The sequence below is a fragment of the Staphylococcus sp. Ze2 genome (genome assembly GCF_048568365.1).
GTDB lineage: Bacteria > Bacillota > Bacilli > Staphylococcales > Staphylococcaceae > Staphylococcus > Staphylococcus xylosus.
This window is the reverse complement of record NZ_CP183486.1, coordinates 2467575-2491241: the sequence shown is the minus strand read 5'-3', so window position 1 is coordinate 2491241 and position 23667 is coordinate 2467575. Positions and strand designations below refer to the sequence as shown.

23 protein-coding genes and 1 riboswitch are annotated in these 23667 nt (G+C 33.1%); of the genes, 17 read left to right on the top strand and 6 right to left on the bottom strand.

The genetic code is table 11. The annotated features are described in order from the left end of the window. Nucleotides 1-329 precede the first annotated feature (329 nt). The 10 genes from ACM591_RS11750 (at nucleotide 330) to ACM591_RS11705 (ending at nucleotide 12158) form a co-directional block, all read left to right on the top strand. On the top strand, nucleotides 330-1064 hold the full coding sequence (locus ACM591_RS11750; RefSeq protein ID WP_029377726.1) for a hypothetical protein: 735 nt from the start codon (nucleotides 330-332) through the stop codon (nucleotides 1062-1064). A gap of 182 nt (nucleotides 1065-1246) precedes the next feature. Further along, a complete protein-coding gene (gene galU / locus ACM591_RS11745; RefSeq protein WP_029377725.1) occupies nucleotides 1247-2116 on the top strand; it encodes a UTP--glucose-1-phosphate uridylyltransferase GalU in 870 nt (289 codons plus the stop codon). A 57-nt stretch (nucleotides 2117-2173) separates the two neighbouring features. Beyond that, on the top strand, nucleotides 2174-2659 hold the full coding sequence (gene ybaK, locus ACM591_RS11740) for a Cys-tRNA(Pro) deacylase (protein ID WP_029377724.1): 486 nt from the start codon (nucleotides 2174-2176) through the stop codon (nucleotides 2657-2659). A 319-nt stretch (nucleotides 2660-2978) separates the two neighbouring features. Further along, nucleotides 2979-3737, top strand: a complete 759-nt coding sequence (locus ACM591_RS11735) for a DeoR/GlpR family DNA-binding transcription regulator (protein WP_029377723.1) — start codon at nucleotides 2979-2981, stop codon at nucleotides 3735-3737. Then, nucleotides 3734-4657, top strand: coding sequence for a 1-phosphofructokinase (pfkB, locus tag ACM591_RS11730; RefSeq protein WP_029377722.1), 924 nt, complete (start codon nucleotides 3734-3736; stop codon nucleotides 4655-4657). Before ACM591_RS11735 ends, pfkB begins: the two co-directional genes overlap by 4 nt. Before the next feature lies 1 nt (nucleotide 4658). Next, the gene (locus ACM591_RS11725; RefSeq protein ID WP_029377721.1) at nucleotides 4659-6608 is read left to right on the top strand and encodes a PTS fructose transporter subunit IIABC; all 1950 of its coding nucleotides are present in this window, start codon (nucleotides 4659-4661) and stop codon (nucleotides 6606-6608) included. A gap of 189 nt (nucleotides 6609-6797) precedes the next feature. Further along, complete coding sequence (nagA, locus tag ACM591_RS11720) at nucleotides 6798-7958, top strand: N-acetylglucosamine-6-phosphate deacetylase (RefSeq protein ID WP_326026803.1); 1161 nt, start codon at nucleotides 6798-6800, stop codon at nucleotides 7956-7958. A gap of 268 nt (nucleotides 7959-8226) precedes the next feature. After that, complete coding sequence (locus tag ACM591_RS11715; protein WP_029377719.1) at nucleotides 8227-9576, top strand: hemolysin family protein; 1350 nt, start codon at nucleotides 8227-8229, stop codon at nucleotides 9574-9576. A 310-nt stretch (nucleotides 9577-9886) separates the two neighbouring features. Then, on the top strand, nucleotides 9887-10726 hold the full coding sequence (locus ACM591_RS11710; RefSeq protein WP_135059081.1) for an aldo/keto reductase: 840 nt from the start codon (nucleotides 9887-9889) through the stop codon (nucleotides 10724-10726). 370 nt (nucleotides 10727-11096) lie between these two features. Beyond that, a complete protein-coding gene (locus ACM591_RS11705; RefSeq protein WP_029377717.1) occupies nucleotides 11097-12158 on the top strand; it encodes a glycosyltransferase family 2 protein in 1062 nt (353 codons plus the stop codon). Between the two features lie 184 nt (nucleotides 12159-12342). Here the strand turns inward: ACM591_RS11705 and ACM591_RS11700 are convergent, their stop codons facing one another. The 5 genes from ACM591_RS11700 to queC all read right to left on the bottom strand — a co-directional run bounded on the left by ACM591_RS11700 (nucleotide 12343) and on the right by queC (nucleotide 15302). Further along, entirely contained in the window at nucleotides 12343-12597 is a 255-nt protein-coding gene (locus ACM591_RS11700; RefSeq protein WP_069796712.1) for a GlsB/YeaQ/YmgE family stress response membrane protein, read from the bottom strand. Nucleotides 12598-12660: 63 nt separating this feature from the next. Then, nucleotides 12661-13254 (bottom strand): hypothetical protein, encoded by a 594-nt coding sequence (locus tag ACM591_RS11695; protein ID WP_029377715.1) that lies wholly within the window; start codon nucleotides 13252-13254, stop codon nucleotides 12661-12663. A 236-nt stretch (nucleotides 13255-13490) separates the two neighbouring features. Beyond that, the gene (queE, locus tag ACM591_RS11690; RefSeq protein ID WP_029377714.1) at nucleotides 13491-14207 is read right to left on the bottom strand and encodes a 7-carboxy-7-deazaguanine synthase QueE; all 717 of its coding nucleotides are present in this window, start codon (nucleotides 14205-14207) and stop codon (nucleotides 13491-13493) included. After that, a complete protein-coding gene (gene queD / locus ACM591_RS11685; protein ID WP_029377713.1) occupies nucleotides 14200-14628 on the bottom strand; it encodes a 6-carboxytetrahydropterin synthase QueD in 429 nt (142 codons plus the stop codon). Before queD ends, queE begins: the two co-directional genes overlap by 8 nt. Before the next feature lie 2 nt (nucleotides 14629-14630). Next, nucleotides 14631-15302 (bottom strand): 7-cyano-7-deazaguanine synthase QueC, encoded by a 672-nt coding sequence (queC, locus tag ACM591_RS11680; protein ID WP_029377712.1) that lies wholly within the window; start codon nucleotides 15300-15302, stop codon nucleotides 14631-14633. Between the two features lie 99 nt (nucleotides 15303-15401). Beyond that, nucleotides 15402-15448, bottom strand: a riboswitch (PreQ1 riboswitch). A 109-nt stretch (nucleotides 15449-15557) separates the two neighbouring features. Here queC and ACM591_RS11675 point away from each other — a divergent pair. From ACM591_RS11675 to ltaS, 7 genes are all read left to right on the top strand, one after another. Further along, complete coding sequence (locus ACM591_RS11675; RefSeq protein ID WP_029377711.1) at nucleotides 15558-16151, top strand: anthranilate synthase component II; 594 nt, start codon at nucleotides 15558-15560, stop codon at nucleotides 16149-16151. Further along, nucleotides 16135-17277, top strand: coding sequence for an aminodeoxychorismate synthase component I (gene pabB / locus ACM591_RS11670; RefSeq protein WP_029377710.1), 1143 nt, complete (start codon nucleotides 16135-16137; stop codon nucleotides 17275-17277). Before ACM591_RS11675 ends, pabB begins: the two co-directional genes overlap by 17 nt. After that, nucleotides 17277-17885: an aminotransferase class IV gene (locus ACM591_RS11665; RefSeq protein ID WP_038678119.1), complete on the top strand. Its 609-nt coding sequence runs from the start codon at nucleotides 17277-17279 to the stop codon at nucleotides 17883-17885. Before pabB ends, ACM591_RS11665 begins: the two co-directional genes overlap by 1 nt. Before the next feature lie 115 nt (nucleotides 17886-18000). Further along, entirely contained in the window at nucleotides 18001-18204 is a 204-nt protein-coding gene (locus tag ACM591_RS11660; RefSeq protein WP_225489270.1) for a hypothetical protein, read from the top strand. A gap of 22 nt (nucleotides 18205-18226) precedes the next feature. Beyond that, nucleotides 18227-18934, top strand: a complete 708-nt coding sequence (locus ACM591_RS11655; protein ID WP_029377708.1) for an allophanate hydrolase subunit 1 — start codon at nucleotides 18227-18229, stop codon at nucleotides 18932-18934. After that, complete coding sequence (locus ACM591_RS11650; RefSeq protein WP_326026802.1) at nucleotides 18922-19926, top strand: biotin-dependent carboxyltransferase family protein; 1005 nt, start codon at nucleotides 18922-18924, stop codon at nucleotides 19924-19926. Before ACM591_RS11655 ends, ACM591_RS11650 begins: the two co-directional genes overlap by 13 nt. A gap of 699 nt (nucleotides 19927-20625) precedes the next feature. After that, nucleotides 20626-22566 (top strand): polyglycerol-phosphate lipoteichoic acid synthase LtaS, encoded by a 1941-nt coding sequence (ltaS, locus tag ACM591_RS11645; RefSeq protein WP_029377706.1) that lies wholly within the window; start codon nucleotides 20626-20628, stop codon nucleotides 22564-22566. A 257-nt stretch (nucleotides 22567-22823) separates the two neighbouring features. Here the strand turns inward: ltaS and ACM591_RS11640 are convergent, their stop codons facing one another. Continuing rightward, nucleotides 22824-23642 (bottom strand): ZIP family metal transporter, encoded by an 819-nt coding sequence (locus tag ACM591_RS11640; protein ID WP_017722538.1) that lies wholly within the window; start codon nucleotides 23640-23642, stop codon nucleotides 22824-22826. Between the last annotated feature and the right edge of the window lie 25 nt (nucleotides 23643-23667).

Genomic DNA, 23667 nt, shown 5'->3' with positions numbered 1-23667 from the left:
AACCTTATATATGCTATAGGGTCTAGTAATGTTTTCTAAAAAATTAAATATTGTCTTTATATAGAAGTGGGACATTGAAATCTGATTACAATAATTAGATTTCAATGTCCCACTTTTTATATAAAAATTTAATAGCGTCAACGGTGATATTACATTATTTGTGTTGAATGAAGTCTGAATATGACACTTGTATTAAATAAGGTTGAATTTACGTAATAAACATGTAACAAAGGTTACGATTGTTTTAAATTGTGTTCTATATAAGTTTTACATCAATAATCTATGATAACATGATAGGAAATGTAATAATTGTAAGTAAGGGGATAAATTTGAAAAATTTAATTTTAACTATCATGGCTTTCCTTCTCGCTTGCTGTTTAGCCTTTCTTCTTTTTATAGCTACAAATCAACAAGCTTTAGCTAAAGTTCATGAAACTATTTCTAGCTTTTCTGTTATGGATGAAATTGCAGAAGCTAAAGATATAACTAAAGAAAAAAGTGGAAATCCAATAAAAGCAGCAACGAAAGAAGAAATAAATAAAGAACCATATAACGCTAAAAACTATAAACCGATTGCCAAATTGACAACACATGATTTAAAAGATGATGAAGTTGGAAAAGCAAATTTACCTTCGTTTTCTAGCGCATTACAAAAAGCACAAACATTAGTAAATAAAGATAATAACAATTCAAATAGCTATAATGATTACGGCATTGATACAACATGTCAAGGCGTTCATTATTACATCTTTACATTTGAAAATAAAAGTAAACCAAATACGTATTATCGAGTAACTGTAGATGAAGATAATAAAGCAAGTGTTTTTGATAAATCTTATCAAATCACACAGCAAAATGATAAACCTAATATTTCACCTCAAGAATCTGAGGTTATAGCGCAAAAATACGCTATTGATGAACTAGGTCAAAATGCAGTATTAAAAGATGTAAAAGAATCGAAAGATGGTATGTTTTACACATTCCATGAATACAAGAACGAAAGAGACTATAAAGTTGTTGTGAATAAAAAGGGTGATGTAATTCGCCAACCCGCACTTGATTAATCATTGAAAGAGAGCCACACAAACGTTAACCCATGGCGTTTATGTGGGTCTTTTTTATAAATGAAAAAAGTATTAAGTGAAACGTTTCAATGTTATGATAATGTTAATGGTTAAAATGAATAATGAAGCGTAGATTATATTCAATCAGTACGTAAATTTTATTTAAGAAAAGGATGAGCGTTTTGAGAAAAATAAAGAAAGCAATCATACCAGCTGCTGGTTTAGGCACGAGATTTTTACCGGCTACGAAAGCTATGCCGAAAGAAATGTTGCCAATCTTAGATAAACCGACAATTCAATATATTGTTGAAGAAGCGGCTCGTGCGGGTATTGAAGATATCATTATCGTAACAGGTAAACATAAAAGGGCTATCGAAGATCATTTTGATAATCAAAAAGAATTGGAAATGATTTTAGAAGAAAAAGATAAGCAAGAGCTACTTGAAAAAGTAAAATACTCTACAGAGCTTGCTAATATATTTTATGTTAGACAAAAAGAACAAAAAGGGTTAGGACATGCAATTTATTCTGCACGTCAATTTATAGGCGACGAACCTTTTGCAGTATTATTAGGCGATGATATAGTCGAATCTGACACGCCAGCGATTAAACAATTGATGAATGTATATGAAGGAACTGGAAAATCAGTGATAGGTGTTCAAGAAGTTGAACAAAGTTTAACACATAGATATGGCATTATCGATCCTATGGAACAATCAGGTAGAAAATACGAAGTAGCGAAATTTGTTGAAAAACCAAAACAAGGCACAGCGCCTTCTAATTTAGCTATTATGGGACGTTATGTATTGACTGCAGATATCTTTGATTACTTAGCGACGCAAGGTAAAGGCGCAGGTGGTGAAATCCAACTTACAGATGCAATTGAACGTTTAAACGCTGACGATCAAGTTTATGCTTATGATTTTGAAGGTGAACGTTATGATGTTGGTGAAAAATTGGGATTTGTGAAAACTACGATTGAGTATGCTTTGAAAGATGAATCGATGCGTGATGAATTAGTTGATTTTATTAAAAGTTTGAAAATAGATTGAATTCTTGCGCTGTTATATGTATCGACTAAAATGGTTGATATACTATGAGGTGATGAAATGAAACAAAAGAAAACAAACGCGATGCGAATATTGGACAGACAGGCTATAGCCTATAGCGTGAATACATATGATATTAGTACACAACATATGGATGGAGAACATGTAGCAAAAAAAGTAGGTGTTGACCCAAATCATGTATATAAAACACTTGTATTAGAAAACGCTGAGCATGAACACTTCGTATTTATTATACCAGTAAATAAAACATTAGATATGAAAGCAGCAGCCCACTCAGTGGCAGAAAAAAAGTTGAATTTAATGCCGCTTGATCATTTGAAAAAAGTTACTGGCTATATTAGAGGCGGTTGTTCTCCAATAGGAATGAAGCGTCAGTTTCCAACAGTGATTGATCAAAATGCTGAATCATTAGATTCAATATATATAAGTGGTGGAGACCGAGGCGTTCAAATTAATATAAATGTAAAAGATTTAATCGCAGTAACGCAAGCACAAGTAATGCATGTCATACAAGAGATAATTTAACAGGATAGTACCCCATTGTGACTGATTAGACTTAATATACATGTAAAAGCACATATTAGTATGAAGTAATGAATAAAAAAATAGCACTCCGATGAATTAAACCATCGGAGTGCTATTTTTTGGGGATTTGTGTCCCAATCCTATTTTTATAAATATTTTTAAAGGGATTTAGGTCCAAGATGCTCTTTTATTAAACACAAAATAAGGCATAAACATGAAAATTCCAATCAATAATTGACTGTTTTTGACTGATTTTGATAAAAAATGATTGAAATAAGAAAGCGGAAACATTATAATGACAATGAGCTGAGGTGAAGGTATGATAACGGAAAAGCGCCACGAGTTAATTTTGACTGAATTGTCAAAAAAAGATTTTTTAACATTACAAGAATTAATCGATCGGACTGGCTGTAGTGCCTCGACAATTCGCCGTGACTTATCAAAGCTACAAAATTTTGGGAAATTAAAAAGATTGCATGGAGGCGCGACACTCAATCAATCATCAGTATTAGAGCCAAATTTAGCAGATAAACGAGGTACTAATTTAAAAGAAAAACAAGAAATTGGCAGAATCGCTGCGAGTCAAATTGAAGACTGCGACTGTGTATTTTTGGACGCAGGATCTACTACACTCGAAATGATTCCTTTTATTAAAGCAAATGACATAATCGTAGTGACAAATGGTCTAACGCATGTTGAAGAACTTCTTAAATATGGGATTAGAACTTTGATAATTGGTGGGGAAGTTAAATCCACTACATTTGCGACAGTCGGTGCGAGCGCATTAGAAACATTGAAGCGTTATCGCTTTGACAAAGTATTTTTGGGAATGAATGGTATTGATTTAAAATATGGTTTAACAACACCTGATGAACAAGAAGCAATCATTAAACATCATGCCATGGAATTAGGAACACAAGTTTATGTATTAATCGACCATGCTAAATATGAAAAAGTTTATTTTGCTCATGTCCCGTTAGAAGCTAATGTATCACTTATTACTTCTAAGAAGGCAATGACAAATAAATATTTTAGATTATTTGCTGAAAAATATAACTTTATTGGAGGAACATTATGATTTATACAGTTACATTTAATCCTTCTATTGACTACATTATGTTTGCGAATGACTTTGAACTTAATGGGTTAAATCGTGCTACAGAAACATATAAATTTGCTGGTGGCAAAGGTATTAATGTTTCCAGAGTATTAAAGACGTTAGGAGTACAATCTACTGCACTTGGTTTTGCAGGAGGCTTTCCAGGACAATTTATTGCAGATACCTTAAAAAAAGCAAATATTGGCACTGATTTTGTTCAAGTAGATGAGGATACTAGAATTAACGTTAAATTAAAAACGGGTGAAGAAACTGAGATTAATGCGCCTGGTCCACAAATTTCGAATGTGCAGTTTGAAACGTTATTAGCGCAAATTAAAGATACAACTGAGGAGGACACAGTGATTGTTGCTGGTAGTATTCCTAAAAGTGTGCCTAATGATGCATATGAACAAATAGCTAAAATTACGAAAGAAACAGGCGCACAACTAGTAGTAGATGCTGAAAAGGATTTAGTTGAATCTGTATTAAAATATAATCCGTTATTTATTAAACCTAATAAAGATGAATTAGAAGTTATGTTTAATACTACAATTGATTCTGATCAAAAAGTAATTCAATTTGCACGTGAAATTTTAGCAAAAGGTGCTAAATCTGTAATTATCTCATTGGGAGGAGAAGGAGCCGTATATGTCGATGAACATTACAGTTATAAAGCAAGTGTACCAAACGGTCATGTTGTAAATACTGTTGGCTCTGGAGATAGTACAGTGGCAGGCATGGTTGCAGGTTTAGAAGCGGGTCTGTCGATTGAAGAAGCCTTCAAACAAGCTGTGTCAGCAGGTACTGCTACAGCATTTAATGATGATTTAGCTACTAAAACTGCAATTGAAGACATTAGAACACAAGTTGTGATTACGACACTAGACGGGAGTGAATAATATGAGAATTACCGAATTATTAACAAAAGATACAATTGCAATGGATCTTTCTTCAACAGAAAAGAATGGTGTCATTGACGAACTAGTTAATCAATTAGATAAAGCTGGAAAACTAAATGATGTGACATCTTTTAAAGAAGCAATCCATAACCGTGAATCTCAAAGTACAACAGGTATTGGTGAAGGCATAGCTATACCTCATGCTAAGGTTTCAGCAGTTACAACTCCAGCAATTGCTTTTGGGAAATCAAAAGCAGGTGTAGATTATCAGAGTTTAGATATGCAACCAGCACATTTATTCTTTATGATTGCTGCACCTGAAGGCGGAGCACAAACGCACTTAGATGCATTAGCTAAATTGTCTGGTATTCTGATGGACGAAAAAGTTCGTGAATCATTACTTCATGCCAATTCACCTGAAGAAGTATTACAAATTATAGATCAGGCAGATGATGAAGCAACTGAAGAAGAAGCATCTGAAGAAGCGGCTCAAGGTGTTGCCACAGATAATGAAAATTCAAATGAACCATACGTTTTAGCAGTAACAGCATGTCCAACAGGTATTGCTCATACTTATATGGCACGTGACGCTTTGAAAAAACAAGCTGAGAAAATGAATGTTAAAATTAAAGTTGAAACAAATGGATCAGGCGGTATAAAAAATCATCTTACAGACGAAGATATTCAACGTGCATCAGGTATTATTGTAGCCGCTGATGTACATGTTGAGACAGATCGTTTTGACGGTAAGAATGTTGTTGAAGTACCGGTTGCAGATGGTATAAAACGACCAGAAGAATTAATTAACTTGGCACAAGATACATCTCGTAAACCATTTGTAGCCCGTAGTGGTAATACGGCGAGTGGTCAATCAACAAGCAATGAAAAACAAGGTGTCGGTAAAACGATATACAAGCATTTAATGAACGGTGTATCTAATATGTTGCCGCTTGTTATTGCTGGTGGTATTTTGATGGCAATTGCGTTCTTATTTGGCGCTAACTCTTTTGATCCAAAAAGTTCAGAATATAATGCTTTTGCTGAACAATTATGGAATATAGGTAATAAGAGTGCATTCATGTTAATTATTCCAATACTTGCTGGTTACATTGCGCGCAGTATTGCAGATAAACCAGGCTTTGCAGCAGGTCTTGTCGGTGGTGTTCTAGCTAGCACAGGTGATTCAGGATTTATTGGTGGTATTCTTGCAGGTTTCTTAGCAGGTTACTTAACATTAGCTATTAAAAAATTATGTTCAGGTATGCCTCAAGCGTTAGAAGGTTTAAAACCAACACTTATTTACCCAGTACTTTCAGTTACGGTCACAGGGTTATTAATGATTTATGTCATTAATCCACCTGCATCATGGCTAAACAATACACTGTTGAACGGATTAGAAAGTTTATCGGGTACAAACATAATGTTACTTGGTTTAGTTGTTGGTGCAATGATGGCCATTGACATGGGTGGTCCGTTTAATAAGGCTGCTTATGTATTCTCTGTAGCAGCGTTGACAAGTGGTAATGCTGCTCCGATTACGGCAGCAATGATTGGTGGTATGGTACCTCCAATTGCTATTGCGACTGCAATGCTTATATTCCGTAAGAAATTTACAAAAGAACAAAAAGGTTCTGTACTACCGAACTATATCATGGGCTTATCATTTATAACGGAAGGTGCTATTCCATTTGCAGCTGCTGACCCAATTCGAGTTATACCTTCAATGATGGTTGGATCTGGTGTGGCTGGTGCTATTGCGTTAGGACTTGGTTCGGCAATTCAAGCACCACATGGTGGTATTATTGTTATACTAGGTACAGACTTTGGTCACGTACTTCAATCATTAATTGCAATTATTATCGGTTCATTAATTGCAGCGATTATCTATGGTTTATTAAAACCTAAGTTAACACAAGACGAAATTCATACTTCTGAAGCTATGAATGATTAAAATAGATGCTTGATAGTAAATAAGAAAAGCCAGAAAAGCTCATCTAATTGAGTTCATTTTCTGGCTTTTTTATATTATATGACTAGAAGTAAAAAGTTTTGAATATAATTAAGTGATTGAATTTGGTAAAATATTAATAAAGTTGCAAAGAAATTAAAGAGATTAAATTAGCGTAAAGAAGGTAGAAAAATGACTAAATATGTTATTGCAAATGGACGCATTTATACTGAAAATGAAACGATAGAACAAGGTTACATTTTGATTGAAAATGGCAAAATTATACAAATTGCTGAAGGTGAATATCAAGGAGACTTAACAACCATCGATGTAAAAGGGCAACATGTGTTACCCGGTTTTATTGATATACATATGCATGGTGGCTATGGCGAAGACGCTATGGACGCTTCATTTGAAGGTTTAAAACATTTGTCAGAATCATTATTATCAGAAGGTACAACGAGTTTCTTAGCTACAACAATGACGCAGTCTGATGAGAATATTATCAAAGCTTTAAAGAATATTGCGGACTATCAAGAACAACAAGATTCATTAAATGCAGCTAGTATTGTTGGGATACATCTAGAAGGACCGTTTATATCTGAGTATAAAGTAGGTGCTCAAAATCCAGCGTACGTTCAACGTCCTTCAGTTGAAAAGGTACAACAATTTCAAGAAATTGCTAACAATCAAATAAAAGTAATGACTTTTGCACCAGAGGTAGAAGGTGCAGATGAAACCTTATCAACATTACATGATCAAATTAATTTTTCTATTGGTCATACAGTGGCAACATTTGATGAAGTTAACGAAGCGGTAGCACAAGGGGCGAAGCATGTGACACACCTTTATAATGCCGGTACACCATTCGAACACAGAAACCCAGGTTTATCTGGTGCTGCTTGGCTTAACGATGAGCTTAGCACAGAATCAATCGTTGATGGCATTCATTCACACCCTGCATCTGTAAAAATAGCCTATAAACAAAAAGGGAATAAACGTTTCTTTTTGATTACTGATGCTATGAGAGCAAAAGGTATGCCAGATGGTGAATATGATTTAGGTGGACAGAATGTGGTAGTTAAAGGTTCAGAAGCGAGACTGGCATCTGGTGCTCTTGCAGGTAGTATCTTGAAAATGAATGAAGGATTAAAGAACCTAATAGCATATACAGGAGCGTCATTAGATGACTTGTGGCGTGTTACAAGTTTAAACCAAGCCATTGCATTGAAGATTGAAGATGACAAAGGAAGTATAACCATAGGCAAAGATGCAGATATTGTAGTCGTCGATGATGATATTCAAGTTTTAACAACTATTAAATCAGGTAAAGTTCACAACTTCAACTCATAATTATTGAGCTTTAAAATATTTTTAAAATTGACTTTAACACCGATTTACGTTTCAATAATGTATTGGATTAACAAAATTATTGATTGTAAAAATTACAAGAAATGTTCATTTTGTGATAAGATAAAAGAAATGCGTATTTTTAGGGAGGTGTCACAATGGGAAGGATGTAGTATGTCAAAAAGTAATTAATAATAATATAAATACTTATATTCGGTCATCTATTGTGACACGATATTTTGGAGGTGAATCCCTAGAAATAGGGAACTAATTGGAAACTGTGACCATAATGAATTTAGTAATATTTTTTCTTTTAATAGCATTAACAACGGTATTCGTAGGCTCGGAATTCGCTTTGGTGAAAGTCCGCAGTTCTAGAATTGATCAACTTGCATCAGAAGGTAATGGTAGTGCACGTGTAGTTAAAAAAATGATTAAAAATCTAGATTATTATTTATCTGCATGTCAGCTCGGTATCACTGTAACATCTTTAGGATTAGGTTGGTTAGGTGAACCAACTTTTAATAAATTATTACACCCGTTATTCGAAGCGATCCACTTGCCAGACCCGTTAACGACAACAATATCATTTATTGTTTCATTTATTATTGTGACTTATTTACATGTAGTACTAGGTGAATTAGCACCTAAAACGTTAGCAATACAACATACTGAAAAATTAGCATTGTTCTATTCAAGACCATTATTCTATTTTGGGGTTGTTATGAAACCATTAATTTGGTTAATGAATGGTTCAGCGAGAATGATTATTCGTATGTTTGGTGTTGATCCCGATGCTAATAATGATGCAATGTCAGAAGAAGAAATAAAAATAATAATCAACAATAGCTATAATGGTGGAGAAATTAATCAGACCGAATTAGCTTATATGCAAAATATCTTTTCATTTGATGAAAGACAAGCTAAAGATATTATGGTACCACGTACGCAAATGATAACGATGAATGAACCATTTAACGTGGATGAATTGTTAGATACAATCAAAAAACATCAATTTACTCGTTATCCTATTACGGCTGATGGTGATAAAGACCATGTAAAAGGATTTATTAATGTGAAAGAGTTTTTAACTGAATACGCTTCAGGTAAACAAATGAAAGTAAGTAATTATGTTCATGATTTACCTATGATTTCAGAAACAACACGCATTAGTGACGCATTAGTACGTATGCAAAGAGAACATGTTCATATTTCTCTTATCATAGATGAATATGGTGGTACAGCTGGTATCTTAACAATGGAAGATATTTTAGAAGAAATTGTTGGAGAAATTCGCGATGAATTTGATGATGATGAAGTCAACGATATTGTGAAAATAACAGACAGTAGATATCAAATTAATGGTCGTGTATTATTAGATGACTTACAAGATCAATTAGATATTGAGTTTGAAGATTCAGAGGATATTGATACGATTGGTGGTTGGTTACAAGCACACAATACGAATTTACAACAGAATGATTATGTTGATACTGAATATGATAGATGGGTTATTTCTGAAATTGATAACCATCAAATCATTACTGTTATTTTAGAATTGGAATATCATAAAAATAGACCAACACTAGAAGAAGAAGCCGAAGAAGAAGAAAATAATTAAAATATATCTATTAATGTAGAAGCGGGAGAGAAATCAATTTTTGATAAAATGATTTCTCTCCTATTTTTTGTATTGAAAATACGACTAAAGAAAGATTCGTTGAAGGCATTTTAGTTAATTTTGAAATTTCGTATTGCAATAGACTTTTCTTAATAGAAGAACTAAAAATTCAGCAAGGAAGCACGTTCAAATGGTTAACACGTTGAGCTCGATTAAAGATAAAAGTGTGAGATAGTATATTTTTATATCTATGCGTATTAAAATAAGGATATTACTTATATAAATAAAGTAATCGGAAAGGGGATTAACAATGATAGAAGACGTATATTATTTAAATAATGGTTACCCAATGCCTAAAATTGGTTTAGGTGTTTATAAAATTACAGAGGAAGAGATGGAACCAGCTGTAACAGCAGCGTTAGAAGCAGGATACCGCGCATTTGATACAGCTTATTTTTATAAAAATGAAATTGCATTAGGCAATGCATTGAAAAAATCAGACGTACCTAGAGAAGATCTATTTATTACATCTAAATTATGGAATGACTATCAAGGTTATAATCAAACAATTGAATTCTTTACCAAATCTATTGAAAACCTTGGTACTGATTACTTAGATCTATTCTTAATACATTGGCCATGTGAAGCGGATGGATTATTTATTGAGAGTTATAAAGCAATGGAGAAATTATATGAAGAGGGACGTATCCGTGCCATTGGCGTATGTAACTTTAATCAACATCATTTAGAAAAGCTTATGGAAGCAACTGAAGTTGTACCTGCTGTGAACCAGATAGAAGTGCACCCTAACTTCAATCAACAAGCATTACAAGAATATTGTGATAGCCATGATATTGCAGTTACTGCTTGGATGCCATTAATGAGAAATAGAGGTTTGCTTGAATATGATGTTATTACAAAATTAGCTGAACGTTATAATAAAACACCAGCTCAAATTGTACTACGTTGGCATCTAGCGCATAATAGATTAGTGATTCCAAAATCTAAGACGCCTGAACGTATTAAAGAAAATTATGATATCTTTGATTTTAGTTTAGAACTCACTGATATTGCTGAAATTGATAGCTTAAATAAAGATGAGCGCCAAGGCAATGATCCTGATAAGGTTCGTATAGGGACATTAAAATAACTTTGAACGAGACTATGTATTCAATTGATTTTTGAATAGATAGTCTCTTCTTTATTGTGTTGATGGTTTTTATTTTCAAATAATGGAAATAATTGATAGACTTAAAGTAACAATTTATAACTTTTATAAGTTTATGTTTCAGTCAATATTAGCATTTTTATTAAAAATTCAATGAATAAATGATTATGTGTTTTTTTAAAATCATCTTAAAATTAATTCGTTTTTAAAAAAACTTCGCTTAAAAGTTAAGTTTTAATATTTAGTATTAAGGCTATATAAAGATTATGTAAATCCAAATGATTTATATAGCATAATGATGGTGGAAATTGATAAAGTAAAAATGAAGTAATTGAAATGAAGGTGTTTATATATGCAAATAAGAGTTATAGTACCTTGTTATAATGAAGGAGAAGTAATAGTAAAAACGTATGAACGATTGACTGAAATATTATCGAAAGATAGTCAGGATCATCATTATGACTATGATTTATTATTTGTAGATGACGGAAGTAAAGATAAGACCATTAATTATATTCAAGAGATGGCCACGAAAGATAAACATGTAAAATTTATATCCTTTAGCCGCAATTTTGGTAAAGAATCAGCAATGATTGCTGGATATCAGCATAGTGAAAATTGTGATGGCGTCATTATGATTGATGCAGATTTGCAACATCCACCTGAATTAATACCACAAATGATAGAAGGGTATATGGATGGTTATGACCAAGTTATAGCCAAAAGAGACAGAACGGGTGAAAATCAATCTAGGAAAATGATGACAAAAATTTATTATAAATTAATAAATCATTTTGTAGAAGATATTAAATTAGAAGATGGCGTCGGAGATTTTAGATTGCTAAGCCAACGTGCCGTAAAATCGTTGACTCAATTAGATGAATATAATAGATTTTCCAAAGGATTGTATGAATGGATAGGTTACAATACTAAAGTCTTTAGTTATGAAAATGTTGAGCGTGAGGATGGAGAATCTAAATGGTCATTTAGTAAATTATTAAACTATGGCATTGATGGTCTAATTTCATTTAATAACAAACCTTTACGTGCGATGATTTATCTCGGTCTAATTGTATTCTTTATTAGTTTATTATATATCGGTTATATATCGGTAGGTATTATGATTAGAGGCGTTGAAACACCTGGTTATTTCTCTACAATTGCTGCTATATTATTACTTGGCGGTATACAACTCATTTCGATAGGGATTGTCGGTGAATATATCGGACGTATTTATTATGAAGTGAAGCAACGTCCAAAATATATTGTACAGGCTTCTAATTTCAAATGTGCTGATGAAACAAATCATCATAATATCACCCAAGATATCAATGACGATGTAGGAAGTAGTGAACGTAGAAAGTCTTCGAAAACACAAGATAAAAAGAAAAAAGAACTAATTAAAAGCAGATGAGTTTTAATTAGTCCTTGATTAAAATAAAAATAACGAATTTGTAAAATACAACGTAATAAGTAAGCGTCCGAGACAATCGTTATGTCCCGGACGCTTTAGTCTTGGTACTCACAAAATCTCAATTAGACTTCTGTGAGCCACCCCATATTAATTTTAGTAAATCATTGCGTTTCATTATGGTTGATTATTTTTTACGTAATTTACCGAAAATAAATGAAACGACTGCAACTAAAATAATTGTACCAAGTAATGCTGGGAAGATTGCGATGCCACCTAAGTGCCAACCCCAGTCACCAAAAATCCATGAACCTACTGCTGCACCTACGATACCAGCAATAATGTTACCTAAAATCCCACCCGGGATATCTTTACCAACGATGCCACCAGCTATCCAGCCGATTAAGCCACCGACAATTAACATAAGTATAAAGCCAAACATAATTTAACCTCCTTTAAGAAATCATTTAACTGTTTATTTATACCACAAAATATAATATGTTAATCATTTATGTGAAAAAAATATATTCTGCCATAATAAGAAAAATATAAATAGTAAATGAACTATAATAAAGGCATACCAATAAGGCGTTAATAGCATCATTATCGTTAAAGCACCAATCATACATATTTGACCTATTAAAATTGGATGCTTGATACGTTGTAAAAGCTTAAGTTGCTCTTTTTCCTTTGGCTGAAAAGTACTATAGAACAATAAGATTGCGCCAATTAAGAAAATAGCAGGGGCTAAGTATGGAATAGACATATAATACGAGTCATGACTAGTGCTATATGTAAGAATTAATGATGTACTCATGATAATTGTCAAAATAATTGCAATGAATTTTTGATCTGTAATTTTATAAGCAGTTAGCTTACGATTTAAATAAAGTTGTAATAAAGTCCAAATAAGTAATTGTGTAATTGTATAAAAGGCGATGTAATCATATTCACCGACTAGAAATAAATTAATAATACCGTTGAGTGTTATTGCAAGCAGTATAGAGCTAAACTTTAGTTGTTTGAAATTCTGACGATATAAATCAATGCCGAGCACAATTAATACCGTAGCTATATTTATAATTATATTAATTAGCATGATGCTCTCCTAACCTAGATACTTCACTGCAATATTATAGCAATTAAGTGAAACTTAATCATTTAATTACATAATTTCTTCAAAGCATCATCATTAAAATGAGATTAAAAATGATGTTAAATGCATAATAAAAATAATTTTACAGTGATGACCAACTATATATTTTTGCATCACTAAAAAGCGATTCGTTATATAGACAAAGAGCATTATACAACGGATCGCATAGATTACACAATTTAAACACCTTTTTTGTTACTCCAAAGTAATGTGTGTAATTGGGGTAGAACATATACATTGTTCATATCACTACTGACCATTACGCGGTCTACTAACGTTTCATACAACGTTAATAACTTTTTAGTGTGTGATTCTACGTATTCACCATCTAAATAAGGGTTACCTACTTGTAAGTAAAAAGGAATATCAGGGTATCTGTGATGGATCTTTTTCGCAAATTCATAATCTTCATCATCGAAAATAACAACTTTCAGATTTAGTGATTTTGGCACACATTGTTCAATGACTTCATCTAATATAGGCAAGTTTGGTTTCATTTTCGAACTTGGTGGTTTTGGACTGATTGTTAAGTCGTCTATTTGAGTCATCCACGGTTGGAACTTACTACCTTGAGTTTCTAATGCGCTTTGTATGTGTTTTTCATCAAATAAATCAACTAATTGTTGGATCCCTTTAATTAGGGCAGGGTTACCACCAGATATTGTGACGTGGTTAAAAGAGTCTCCGGCAATCTCGTATAAAGCATCATAAATTTCTTCAGCAGTCATCATGCGAATATCTTCTTTAGCGCTACCGTCCCAAGTAAAGCTTGAATCACACCAACTACAACGATAATCGCAACCGGCAGTTCGTACAAACATGGTTTTACGGCCTATGACGCGACCTTCACCTTGAATTGTTGGACCGAAAATTTCTAGTACAGGTATTTTACTCATGATTACGTTGCTCCTTTGGTCTATATACGACATAGCTTGTCGGTGTTTCTCTTACATAGACTTGTACACATTTAGGTTGGTTATTGCGTTGGTTTAAAGATGTTTGAACCATTTCATATATAGTTTGAGCTACGATTTCAGTAGAAGGACTTTTTCCTTCGAATTGTGGTAAATCATTGAGTAAATGGTGATCGAATTGGCCGTGAACTAATTTCTTTAGCTCGCTAAAGTTTACTAAAAAACCATTGTGATCTAATGAATCGCCAACGATCGTTAAATTCACAAAATAAGTATGACCATGTGTGCGCATGCATTTGCCTGCATCTTCACTTGGTATATAATGCGCCGCAGAAAAATTAAAGTCTTTATTTAGTTCGAAAGTATATGGATGTTGTACACTAGGATAATTTTGTTGGAACATAATTAATTCTCTCCTTTTTCAGCTAAATACGTATTTAAACCGTGAGCTCTTAATTCGCAAGCAGGGCATTCTCCACAGCCTTCACCAACGATACCGTTATAGCAAGTAAGCGTATTGTAACGAATGTAGTCTAGCGCTCCAAGTTCATCACTTAATGCCCAGGTTGCTTTTTTATCTAACCACATTAAAGGCGTATGAATTACAAAATCTTTATCCATTGATAGTGATAATGTTACATTCATTGATTTAATAAAACTATCTCTGCAATCAGGGTACCCTGAAAAATCCGTCTCACATACACCGGTGATAATATTTTTAGTGTTTGTCTGGTATGCTAAGGCGCCAGCAAAAGATAAGAAAAGTAAATTTCTTGCAGGAACAAATGTATTAGGGATACCATCTTCTCCTACTTCTATTTCCATGTCGTGTTGCGTAAGGGCATTAGGTGTTAGTTGTGAAAGTAAAGACATATCTAAGATGTGGTGCTTAACATGTTGTTCTTCTGCAATGCGTTTTGCTACTTCGATTTCTGTATCGTGTCTTTGGCCATAGGCAAATGTAACTAGTTCTACACTTTCAAAATGTTTCTTAGCCCAAAATAAACAAGTCGTACTATCTTGTCCGCCACTAAATACTACGATAGCCTTGTTATTGTCTAATGATTGTTGCGTCATATTGCTTGCACTCCTTCATATTGTCAAACTAGCTGTTATAACTCATGCTATGACGGCATAAAAAAACGTCCATCTCTATAAAAAAGACAGACGAAAATCATGTGTCTAGTTTTTTATAGAGGGTATCAGCTAGGAACCTCTTTGTATTCATTTATAACGTGATTTAGAATAATACATTTAAACTGTAAAATCAAGTTAATATTTGTGATAATAAGTATAACAGAATAACGAAGATATTTAAAAAGAGGCGACGTAATGATACTAATTATAGATAATAAAGATTCGTTCACTTATAACATCGTAGATTATATTAAGCAAAGTTATCGAGGACAAGTTGAGGTTATTGATGTAGAAATGGTAACCAATGAACGAATTCATTTATATAAACCTAATGCAATTGTAATTTCACCAGGGCCAGGTTCTCCCGAGGACTACCCAGTATTGAATGAAGTAATTCAAACATTTTCAACACAGGTGCCTATATTAGGTGTTTGTTTAGGGTTTCAACAAATTGTGACATATTTCGGTGGAAATATAGTGAAAAGTGATAAGCCTATTCATGGCCACACAACGCGTATAAAACATAGTGGCACAGGTATCTTTGATGGATTGCCGGAATCATTCGATGTGATGCGCTATCATTCTTTAAAGGCGGAGCAATCATCCTTTCCAGAAGCATTGACTGTGACAGCAACAAATCATGAAAATATTATAATGGCTTTGGAACATAAATTATTACCAATTTATGGAGTACAATACCACCCAGAATCCATATTAAGTGAATATGGTCTTAAACAAATTCAAATATTTATAAATATAGTGGAGGCCTACCATGCAAATACATTTTAATTATCGTTACATAACTGATGAAACAACGCATGAGACGCATCGTTATTTATTCACACAATGCATTGCTAAGAAAATTGCATATTCAATAGAAGAAGTTGGTGATGTCGTGTGCTTTGCAGAAAGTTATCAAAATGATGGCTATTATGTAGCCATATATTTACCTTATGAAGCGGCAACTTACTTCAATAAAGACATGGCAACAGTGCCGACAGACGAAGGATATGTATACGCGGCAGCATATGTTTTTGAAAATACATCAGAAACTGAAAATGATCTTGAGGATAAGCTATATCAACAACAATGTAATTTTCAATTTCAATTAAATCGAGCCGAACTTATTAAACATATTCGGACGATACAATCAGCTATTGTGGAGGGTAATACGTATCAAGTAAATTATACAACGAGATTAGTAGATTCGATTCATCATTCTATAGCCACATTATATTATCATCTATTAAATGATAATCACGGCTTTTATTCTGCTCTTATTGAAACAGATGAGCTACAAGTTGCTTCATTATCACCAGAATTATTTTTTCAACGAGGGCCATTTAAAGCAGGTGAAGATGTATTGTTAAGTAAACCTATGAAAGGTACGATGCCAAGAGGTAGTAATGAAACAGAAGATAAGCAAAATCTAAACACTTTAAGACACTCAAGCAAAGATAGAGCGGAAAATGTAATGATTGTAGATTTACTACGTAATGACATGAGTCGAATTGCAAAAACTGGCACTGTTAAAGTATATAAGCCGTTCCATATAGAACCATACAGGACAGTATTCCAAATGACATCAATGATTACTGCCACTTTACGCAAAGATACAGATTTAAATCAGGTACTAAGTGCATTATTTCCTTGTGGTTCAATTACAGGCGCCCCAAAACTCAATACGATGAATTACATAACAGCGTTAGAACAAACGCCACGAAATATTTACTGTGGTGCAATTGGCTTATTACTTCCAAATGGGAAATCAATCTTTAATGTGCCGATTCGAACAATACAATACTTAAATAACCAAGCCATTTATGGAGTCGGTGCAGGTATTACGATTGACTCTAAACCTGAGCAGGAAGTTCAAGAATTTATAGACAAAACAAAGATATTGGAGCGATTATAATGCAACTTTTTGAAACAATGAAGTTAGAGTCAGGTTTGTTCCCCAGAATTTCTTATCATAAGAAAAGAATGAAAACCGCTTCTGAACAATTAGGATTTTTGTTTAATGAGTCGACTTGGTCGGAGCTTATAACATCAATTAGCGAGCAATATGCAACAGGTGTTTATCGAATAAAAATTATGTTGAATAAAGATGGAGTAATGAATTATGTTGCAGCGCCTCTACCAAAAAAGACAACATTTACAGCAAAGCTGTTACCCTTAATAGCTGATGTGAATAAACAAGTCATAGTTCACAAAACGACACAAAGAGCACATTTAGAACATAATCATCAAACCGATATCGTTCTATTATATAATGAAGAAGGTAAAGTATTAGAATTTGATATTGGGAATATAATGATCAAAGAAGATGGCCATTACTATACACCATTTTATAACGAAGATTTTTTGCGTGGTTGTATGCGTCAAGAATTATTAGACAAAGGCGAGTTATTAGAAAAAGATTATGATATACAGGAATTAAAAGATAAAATAAATAGTAATATAATACAGATTTTTCTAATAAATAGTTTGCGAGAGGTTGCCGAGGTAGAAATTTATCTATAGAATATAGAAAGTATAAACATGGCGTCATTGATAGCGCATACGCGATTTAAGATAATCAAATTTTATAAACAAAATAGTAAAGACAAAATTTATAAACAGTGAGTGAGGAAAAATGATGATATTGGTTTGGGCATTAACAATTATTATAATTTCTGTGCTTACCAAATGGGGCGTAAATCAATTGTTGAAACGACAAAGTGTTTATTTAACACGCTTCGTCATTACAGTATCTTGCATATTTCAATTTATATTTGTCTATTTCCTAGTAAAAGAACTGGTACATTATTTGATACAAGCATTTGATGTATTTTATCGTTAGTAACAATTTATGAGGTGAAACTATGAAGATATATAGTCAAGGAGACCAAGCAATAGTGGTTTCTATAGAAAAAGAAGTCTCTAAAGATTTGACTGAAGATCTGCTTGCTTTGAAAAAGTATTTAGCGGACAAACAGTATCCTTTTATAACAGAAATTGTACCTACAGAATCAGACATGATGATTTGTTATGATGCAAGGGACATGATTAAGCATCATCACATCCAATCTCCATTTTTATATATGAAAGCATTAATGCAAACGGTACAAATGGAAATTAAGCATGAGGAAGAAACGGTTGAACCTATTGAAATTCCAGTAGTTTATGGTGGAAACTATGGGCCTGATTTAGACGCTTTACTGACTTATTATAAAATGGATTTTGAAAAATTCGTGAAATTACATACGGAACAAACTTATTTTGTGTCAATGATGGGCTATACACCAGGATTTCCTTATTTAACTGGCATGAATAAGCGTTTATTTGTAAATCATACAGGTGGGAAAAAGACTTTCATTCCTGCAGGTTCTGTAATTATTGAAGGTAAAAAGACAGGCATCACTACAACAGATACATATGGTGATTGGCTAGTCATAGGATATACACCTGTTCGATTATTTAATCCGGAATTAGAAGATTTCACGAAATTAAAATTAGGAGATAATGTTAAATTTTGTGCGATTCAAGAGGAAACGCTGGATTTAGGAGGGTTTCAACCATGTCAATCATAATAGAAGGTGAAGGGCTGTTTTCAAGTTTTCAAGATTTTGGTCGCAAAGGGTATGAACATGATGGTGTTATCCCTGGCGGTGCTTTGGATCCTCTATCGCATGAAATAGCAAATAGACTTGTAGCTAATGATAAGAATGAAGCTACTTTAGAAATGACAAATAGAATGGCGAGTTTTCGTTTTACTGAACCGACGCTTATTGCATTGAGTGGGGGAAGTTTCAAAGCTAAGACAGAACATATGAAAGTGCTACCCAATAAATTGTATTTGATGGAAAAGGGTGATGTACTCGTGTTTACAGAAACGAATCGTACATCTAGAGTTTATTTGGCAGTAGGTGGAGGATTTGAACTTAGTGAGTGGTTAGGATCAACTTCGACGGACTTCAAGTCAAACATTGGTGGTTTCCACGGTCGCAAACTACAAAAAGGTGACGAAGTTAACATGAAACGAAACTACACTAAGCGCCATCATAAATTATTTGAAAATTTAAAAGAAACGCATCAAACAGATTGGGGTATCGATGGTTACGCGTTATCTTTCAATTATATGTCTGATGTTTTTCATGTAATAAAGAATAAAGGAACAGAAGATTTTAAACCTAAAGTATTGAATAGATTTACTTTTGGAGAGTATAAAGTTACAAGTAAAGCAAACAGAGTTGGCATGTATTTAGAAGGAGAACCTGTAAAAGCATTTTACGAAGACATGCCAGAACATCAATCGGTACAAATTGGTACCATACAAGTAAAACGAGACGGCACACCAATTATTTTATTAAATGATCATTATACTTTAGGCAGCTACCCACAAGTTGGTACGATTGCGAGTTATCATTTAACAAAGCTAGGGCAAAAGCATCAAGGAACTAAATTGAAATTTCAATTTATAGATGTGGAAAGTGCGGAGAAGAATTTAATCAAATATACAAACTGGTTGAACCAGTTATTTCACGGCATTGAATATAGGATGCAATTAGAAATGTTAAAATAACGAGTATATATAATGTAAAGCAGTAACACCAAAGATAAGCCTAGGTTTTGGGTTACTGCTTTTTCTATTTTTATTCCCATGAATTTTTGAATAGTTTTTTTATTTATGTAAGCACATGAAAGTCTGACATTGTATTAACTAAAATTTTAATGCGACCATAGTCCGATTAATATACTATCCAATAAAGGTATAATTAAAAAACATATAAATACTTAATAGTAAGTTAATAACCGTTTAACAAGGCGTTAATAAAGGTTTTGTTGAATGCCTAATTACATAAAAAAGTGTCTTTTTACTTGATATTTAGCTATAATTGCTTTATATTTATTAATTGAACTATGTGCGTTTTATTACGAACATATTACAAAACTATAAAAAATGTAAAGCTAATTTCAACCTATAATTATGAATAATATGGATTGGAAAGATTATAAACAAATATCAATGATTTATAATATAGACACCAATTAAAACTTAAAAACTGAAACATATGAATGCTTGTAACAGTGTACTTTAAATTATTGATTAAAGATGGCACTAAAGCATAATTCTAAAAACAATTTACCCAAGCCAATAACGACTTTCGTTTATTAGAGATACTAACATCGCTAATAAGCGTTTAAGATAGTAACTTTGACACTTTTTATAAGGTTAGGTAAGCGTTCTAGCCTATATTAATTTATATCGGGGGATAAGAACATGAGTATACACAAAAAGAAATTAACTCTTTTTGGGTTTTTTATTTTAACGGTGCTAACAGTCACCTTAAAAACATATTTTTCATATTATGTTGATTTTTCTTTAGGCGTTAAAGGATTAGTTCAAAACTTAATCTTGTTAATGAATCCTTACAGTTTAATTGCATTAGTATTGAGTATTTTCTTGTTTTTCAAGGGTAAGAAAGCTTTTTGGTTCATCTTTATTGGTGGCTTTATATTAACTTTCTTATTATACGCAAACGTTGTATACTTTAGATTCTTTTCTGACTTTTTAACATTTAGTACATTAAACCAGGTTGGAAATGTTGAATCAATGGGTGGCGCGGTAACAGCTTCATTCAAATGGTATGACTTCGTTTACTTTATAGATACTTTTGTTTATCTGTTTATTTTAATTTTTAAACAAAAATGGTTTGATAAACGTGTATTCAGCAAAAAGTTTGTACCAGTAGTAATGGCTGCTTCAGTTGCCTTATTCTTCTTAAACTTGGCATTTGCTGAATCAGATCGCCCAGAATTATTAACACGTACATTTGACCATAAATATTTAGTTAAATATTTAGGTCCGTATAATTTCACTGTATATGATGGTGTTAAAACAATTCAAAATAACCAACAAAAAGCGTTGGCTAATGAAGATGATTTAACTAAAGTATTGAATTATACGAAGCAAAAGCAAACTGAGCCAAATAAGGAATATTTCGGTGCTGCTAAAAAGAAAAATGTTATTAAAATTCATTTAGAAAGTTTCCAAACTTTCTTAATAAATAAAAAAGTAAATGGTGAAGAAGTTACACCATTCTTAAATAAACTCTCGTCTGGTAATGAAGGATACAGATATTATCCAAACTTCTATCATCAGACAGGACAAGGTAAAACATCGGATTCAGAGTTTACTATGGATAACAGCTTGTTTGGTTTACCACAAGGTTCAGCTTATTCATTGAAAGGTGATAACACATACCAATCACTGCCAGCTATACTAGATCAACAGCAAGGTTATACATCTAGTGTTATGCATGGTGACTACAAAACTTTCTGGAACCGTGATCAAGTTTACAAACACTTTGGCGTAGATAAATTCTACGATGCAACTTATTACGACATGTCTGAAGAGAATCTTGAAAACTTAGGTCTTAAAGATAAAGAGTTCTTTAAAGAATCAGCAGATTATTTAGCAAAAGAAAAAGAACCATTCTATAGTCATTTAATTACGTTAACTAACCACTATCCATTCACTGTGCAACCAGAAGATGCATCAATCGACAAACCGAACACAGGCGATTCTACAGTAGATGGTTATGTACAAACAGCAAGATACCTCGATGAATCATTAGAAGAGTTTGTCAATGAATTGAAGAAAAAAGGTTTATATGACGATTCAGTAATAATGATTTATGGTGACCACTATGGTATTTCTGAAAACCATAATAAAGCAATGGAAAAATTATTAGGTGAAGAAATTACACCTGCTAAATTCAATGACTTAAACCGTACAGGTTTCTGGTTGAAGATTCCTGGTAAGGAAGGTACTGTAGATAAAACTTATGCTGGGCAAGCTGATGTAATGCCTACATTATTACACTTAATGGGTATCGATACGAAGAACTATTTAATGATGGGTACAGATTTATTATCTAAAGATCACAATGATACAGTACCATTCAGAAATGGTGACTTTGTAACGAAAGATTATAAATATGTTAACGGTAGAATTTATGATAATAAGAATAATGAACCTATGACAGAAAAACCTAAAGACTTTGATAAGCGTAAACAACAATCTGAGAAAGATTTACAAATGAGTGATGATGTTCTCAACGGTGATTTATTGAGATTCTATGATAATCCTGATTTCGATAAAATTAAGCCTTCAGATTATGAATACAAAACAGGTCCAAAAGGACAAGAGAAAAAATAAATAAAAATACCGACGATTCTAATATAGAGTCGTCGGTATTTTTTTATACTAAAAATCTAGAGGGGTTTTTAATATAATTATAAAAAAAGAGGAATTGACTGTGACTTGTAAATTGATTAAAATGTCCATTTAATCCAAGTATGACTATGAATAAGAAAAGTCCAGGACATTAATGTATATCCCGGACTACTGAACCAAGTTGCTTTGCGTAATGTTTAATTTTTAAAATATGTCAACATCCATCGTTTTGTTTGCCCTTATCCAAGCGCAACGTCTAAAATCATCATGATAGTGAACCCTAACATGAGGCTCATTGTTGCAAGGTCAGTATTATTACTAGCTTGAGAATCAGGAATAAGTTCTTCAACAACTACAAATATCATCGCGCCTGCAGCAAATGCCAAGGCATACGGTAGCATAGGTGTAACGACCAGTACGGCTGCTGCACCAATTGTAGCAAATATAGGCTCGACAATAGCAGACGCTTGCCCATAGTTAAAGGCTTTCCATCTAGAAGCACCAGCTGCTCTTATTGGCATAGACAAGGCTGCACCTTCTGGAATGTTTTGGATACCAATCCCTATAGCTAAACCAAGGGCACCTAAAAATGTAGCCTGCCCATTGCCAGCTACGATACCACCAAATGCCACACCAATAGATAAACCTTCGGGTATATTGTGTAGCGTTATAGCTAAAACGAGTAACGTATTCTTATTGAGTTTTTTTGTGCCTACACCTTCTTGATATTGGTTTGTGTCTTGGGTGTTTGGGTGTATGTGTGGGATAACTAAATCTAGTGCACGAATAAATACTCCGCCCAATAGAAAACCGATAGCAGCCGGTAGCCACGGTAATGATGTACCTTCGCCATAATTAATAGCTGGTTGCAAGAGTGACCAAAAGCTAGCTGCAATCATTATACCCGCAGCGAAACCTTGCATTGAATTTAAAATCTTATCGTTTACTCTTTTGAAAATAAAAACAGCTGCAGCTCCTAATGCAGTAAGTAGCCATGTAATAATACCTGCTATTAATGCTTGGATATAAGGAGGCAAGTTTTGGAAAAATTCCGACATAAGCATTGCTCCTTTGTATCATTTG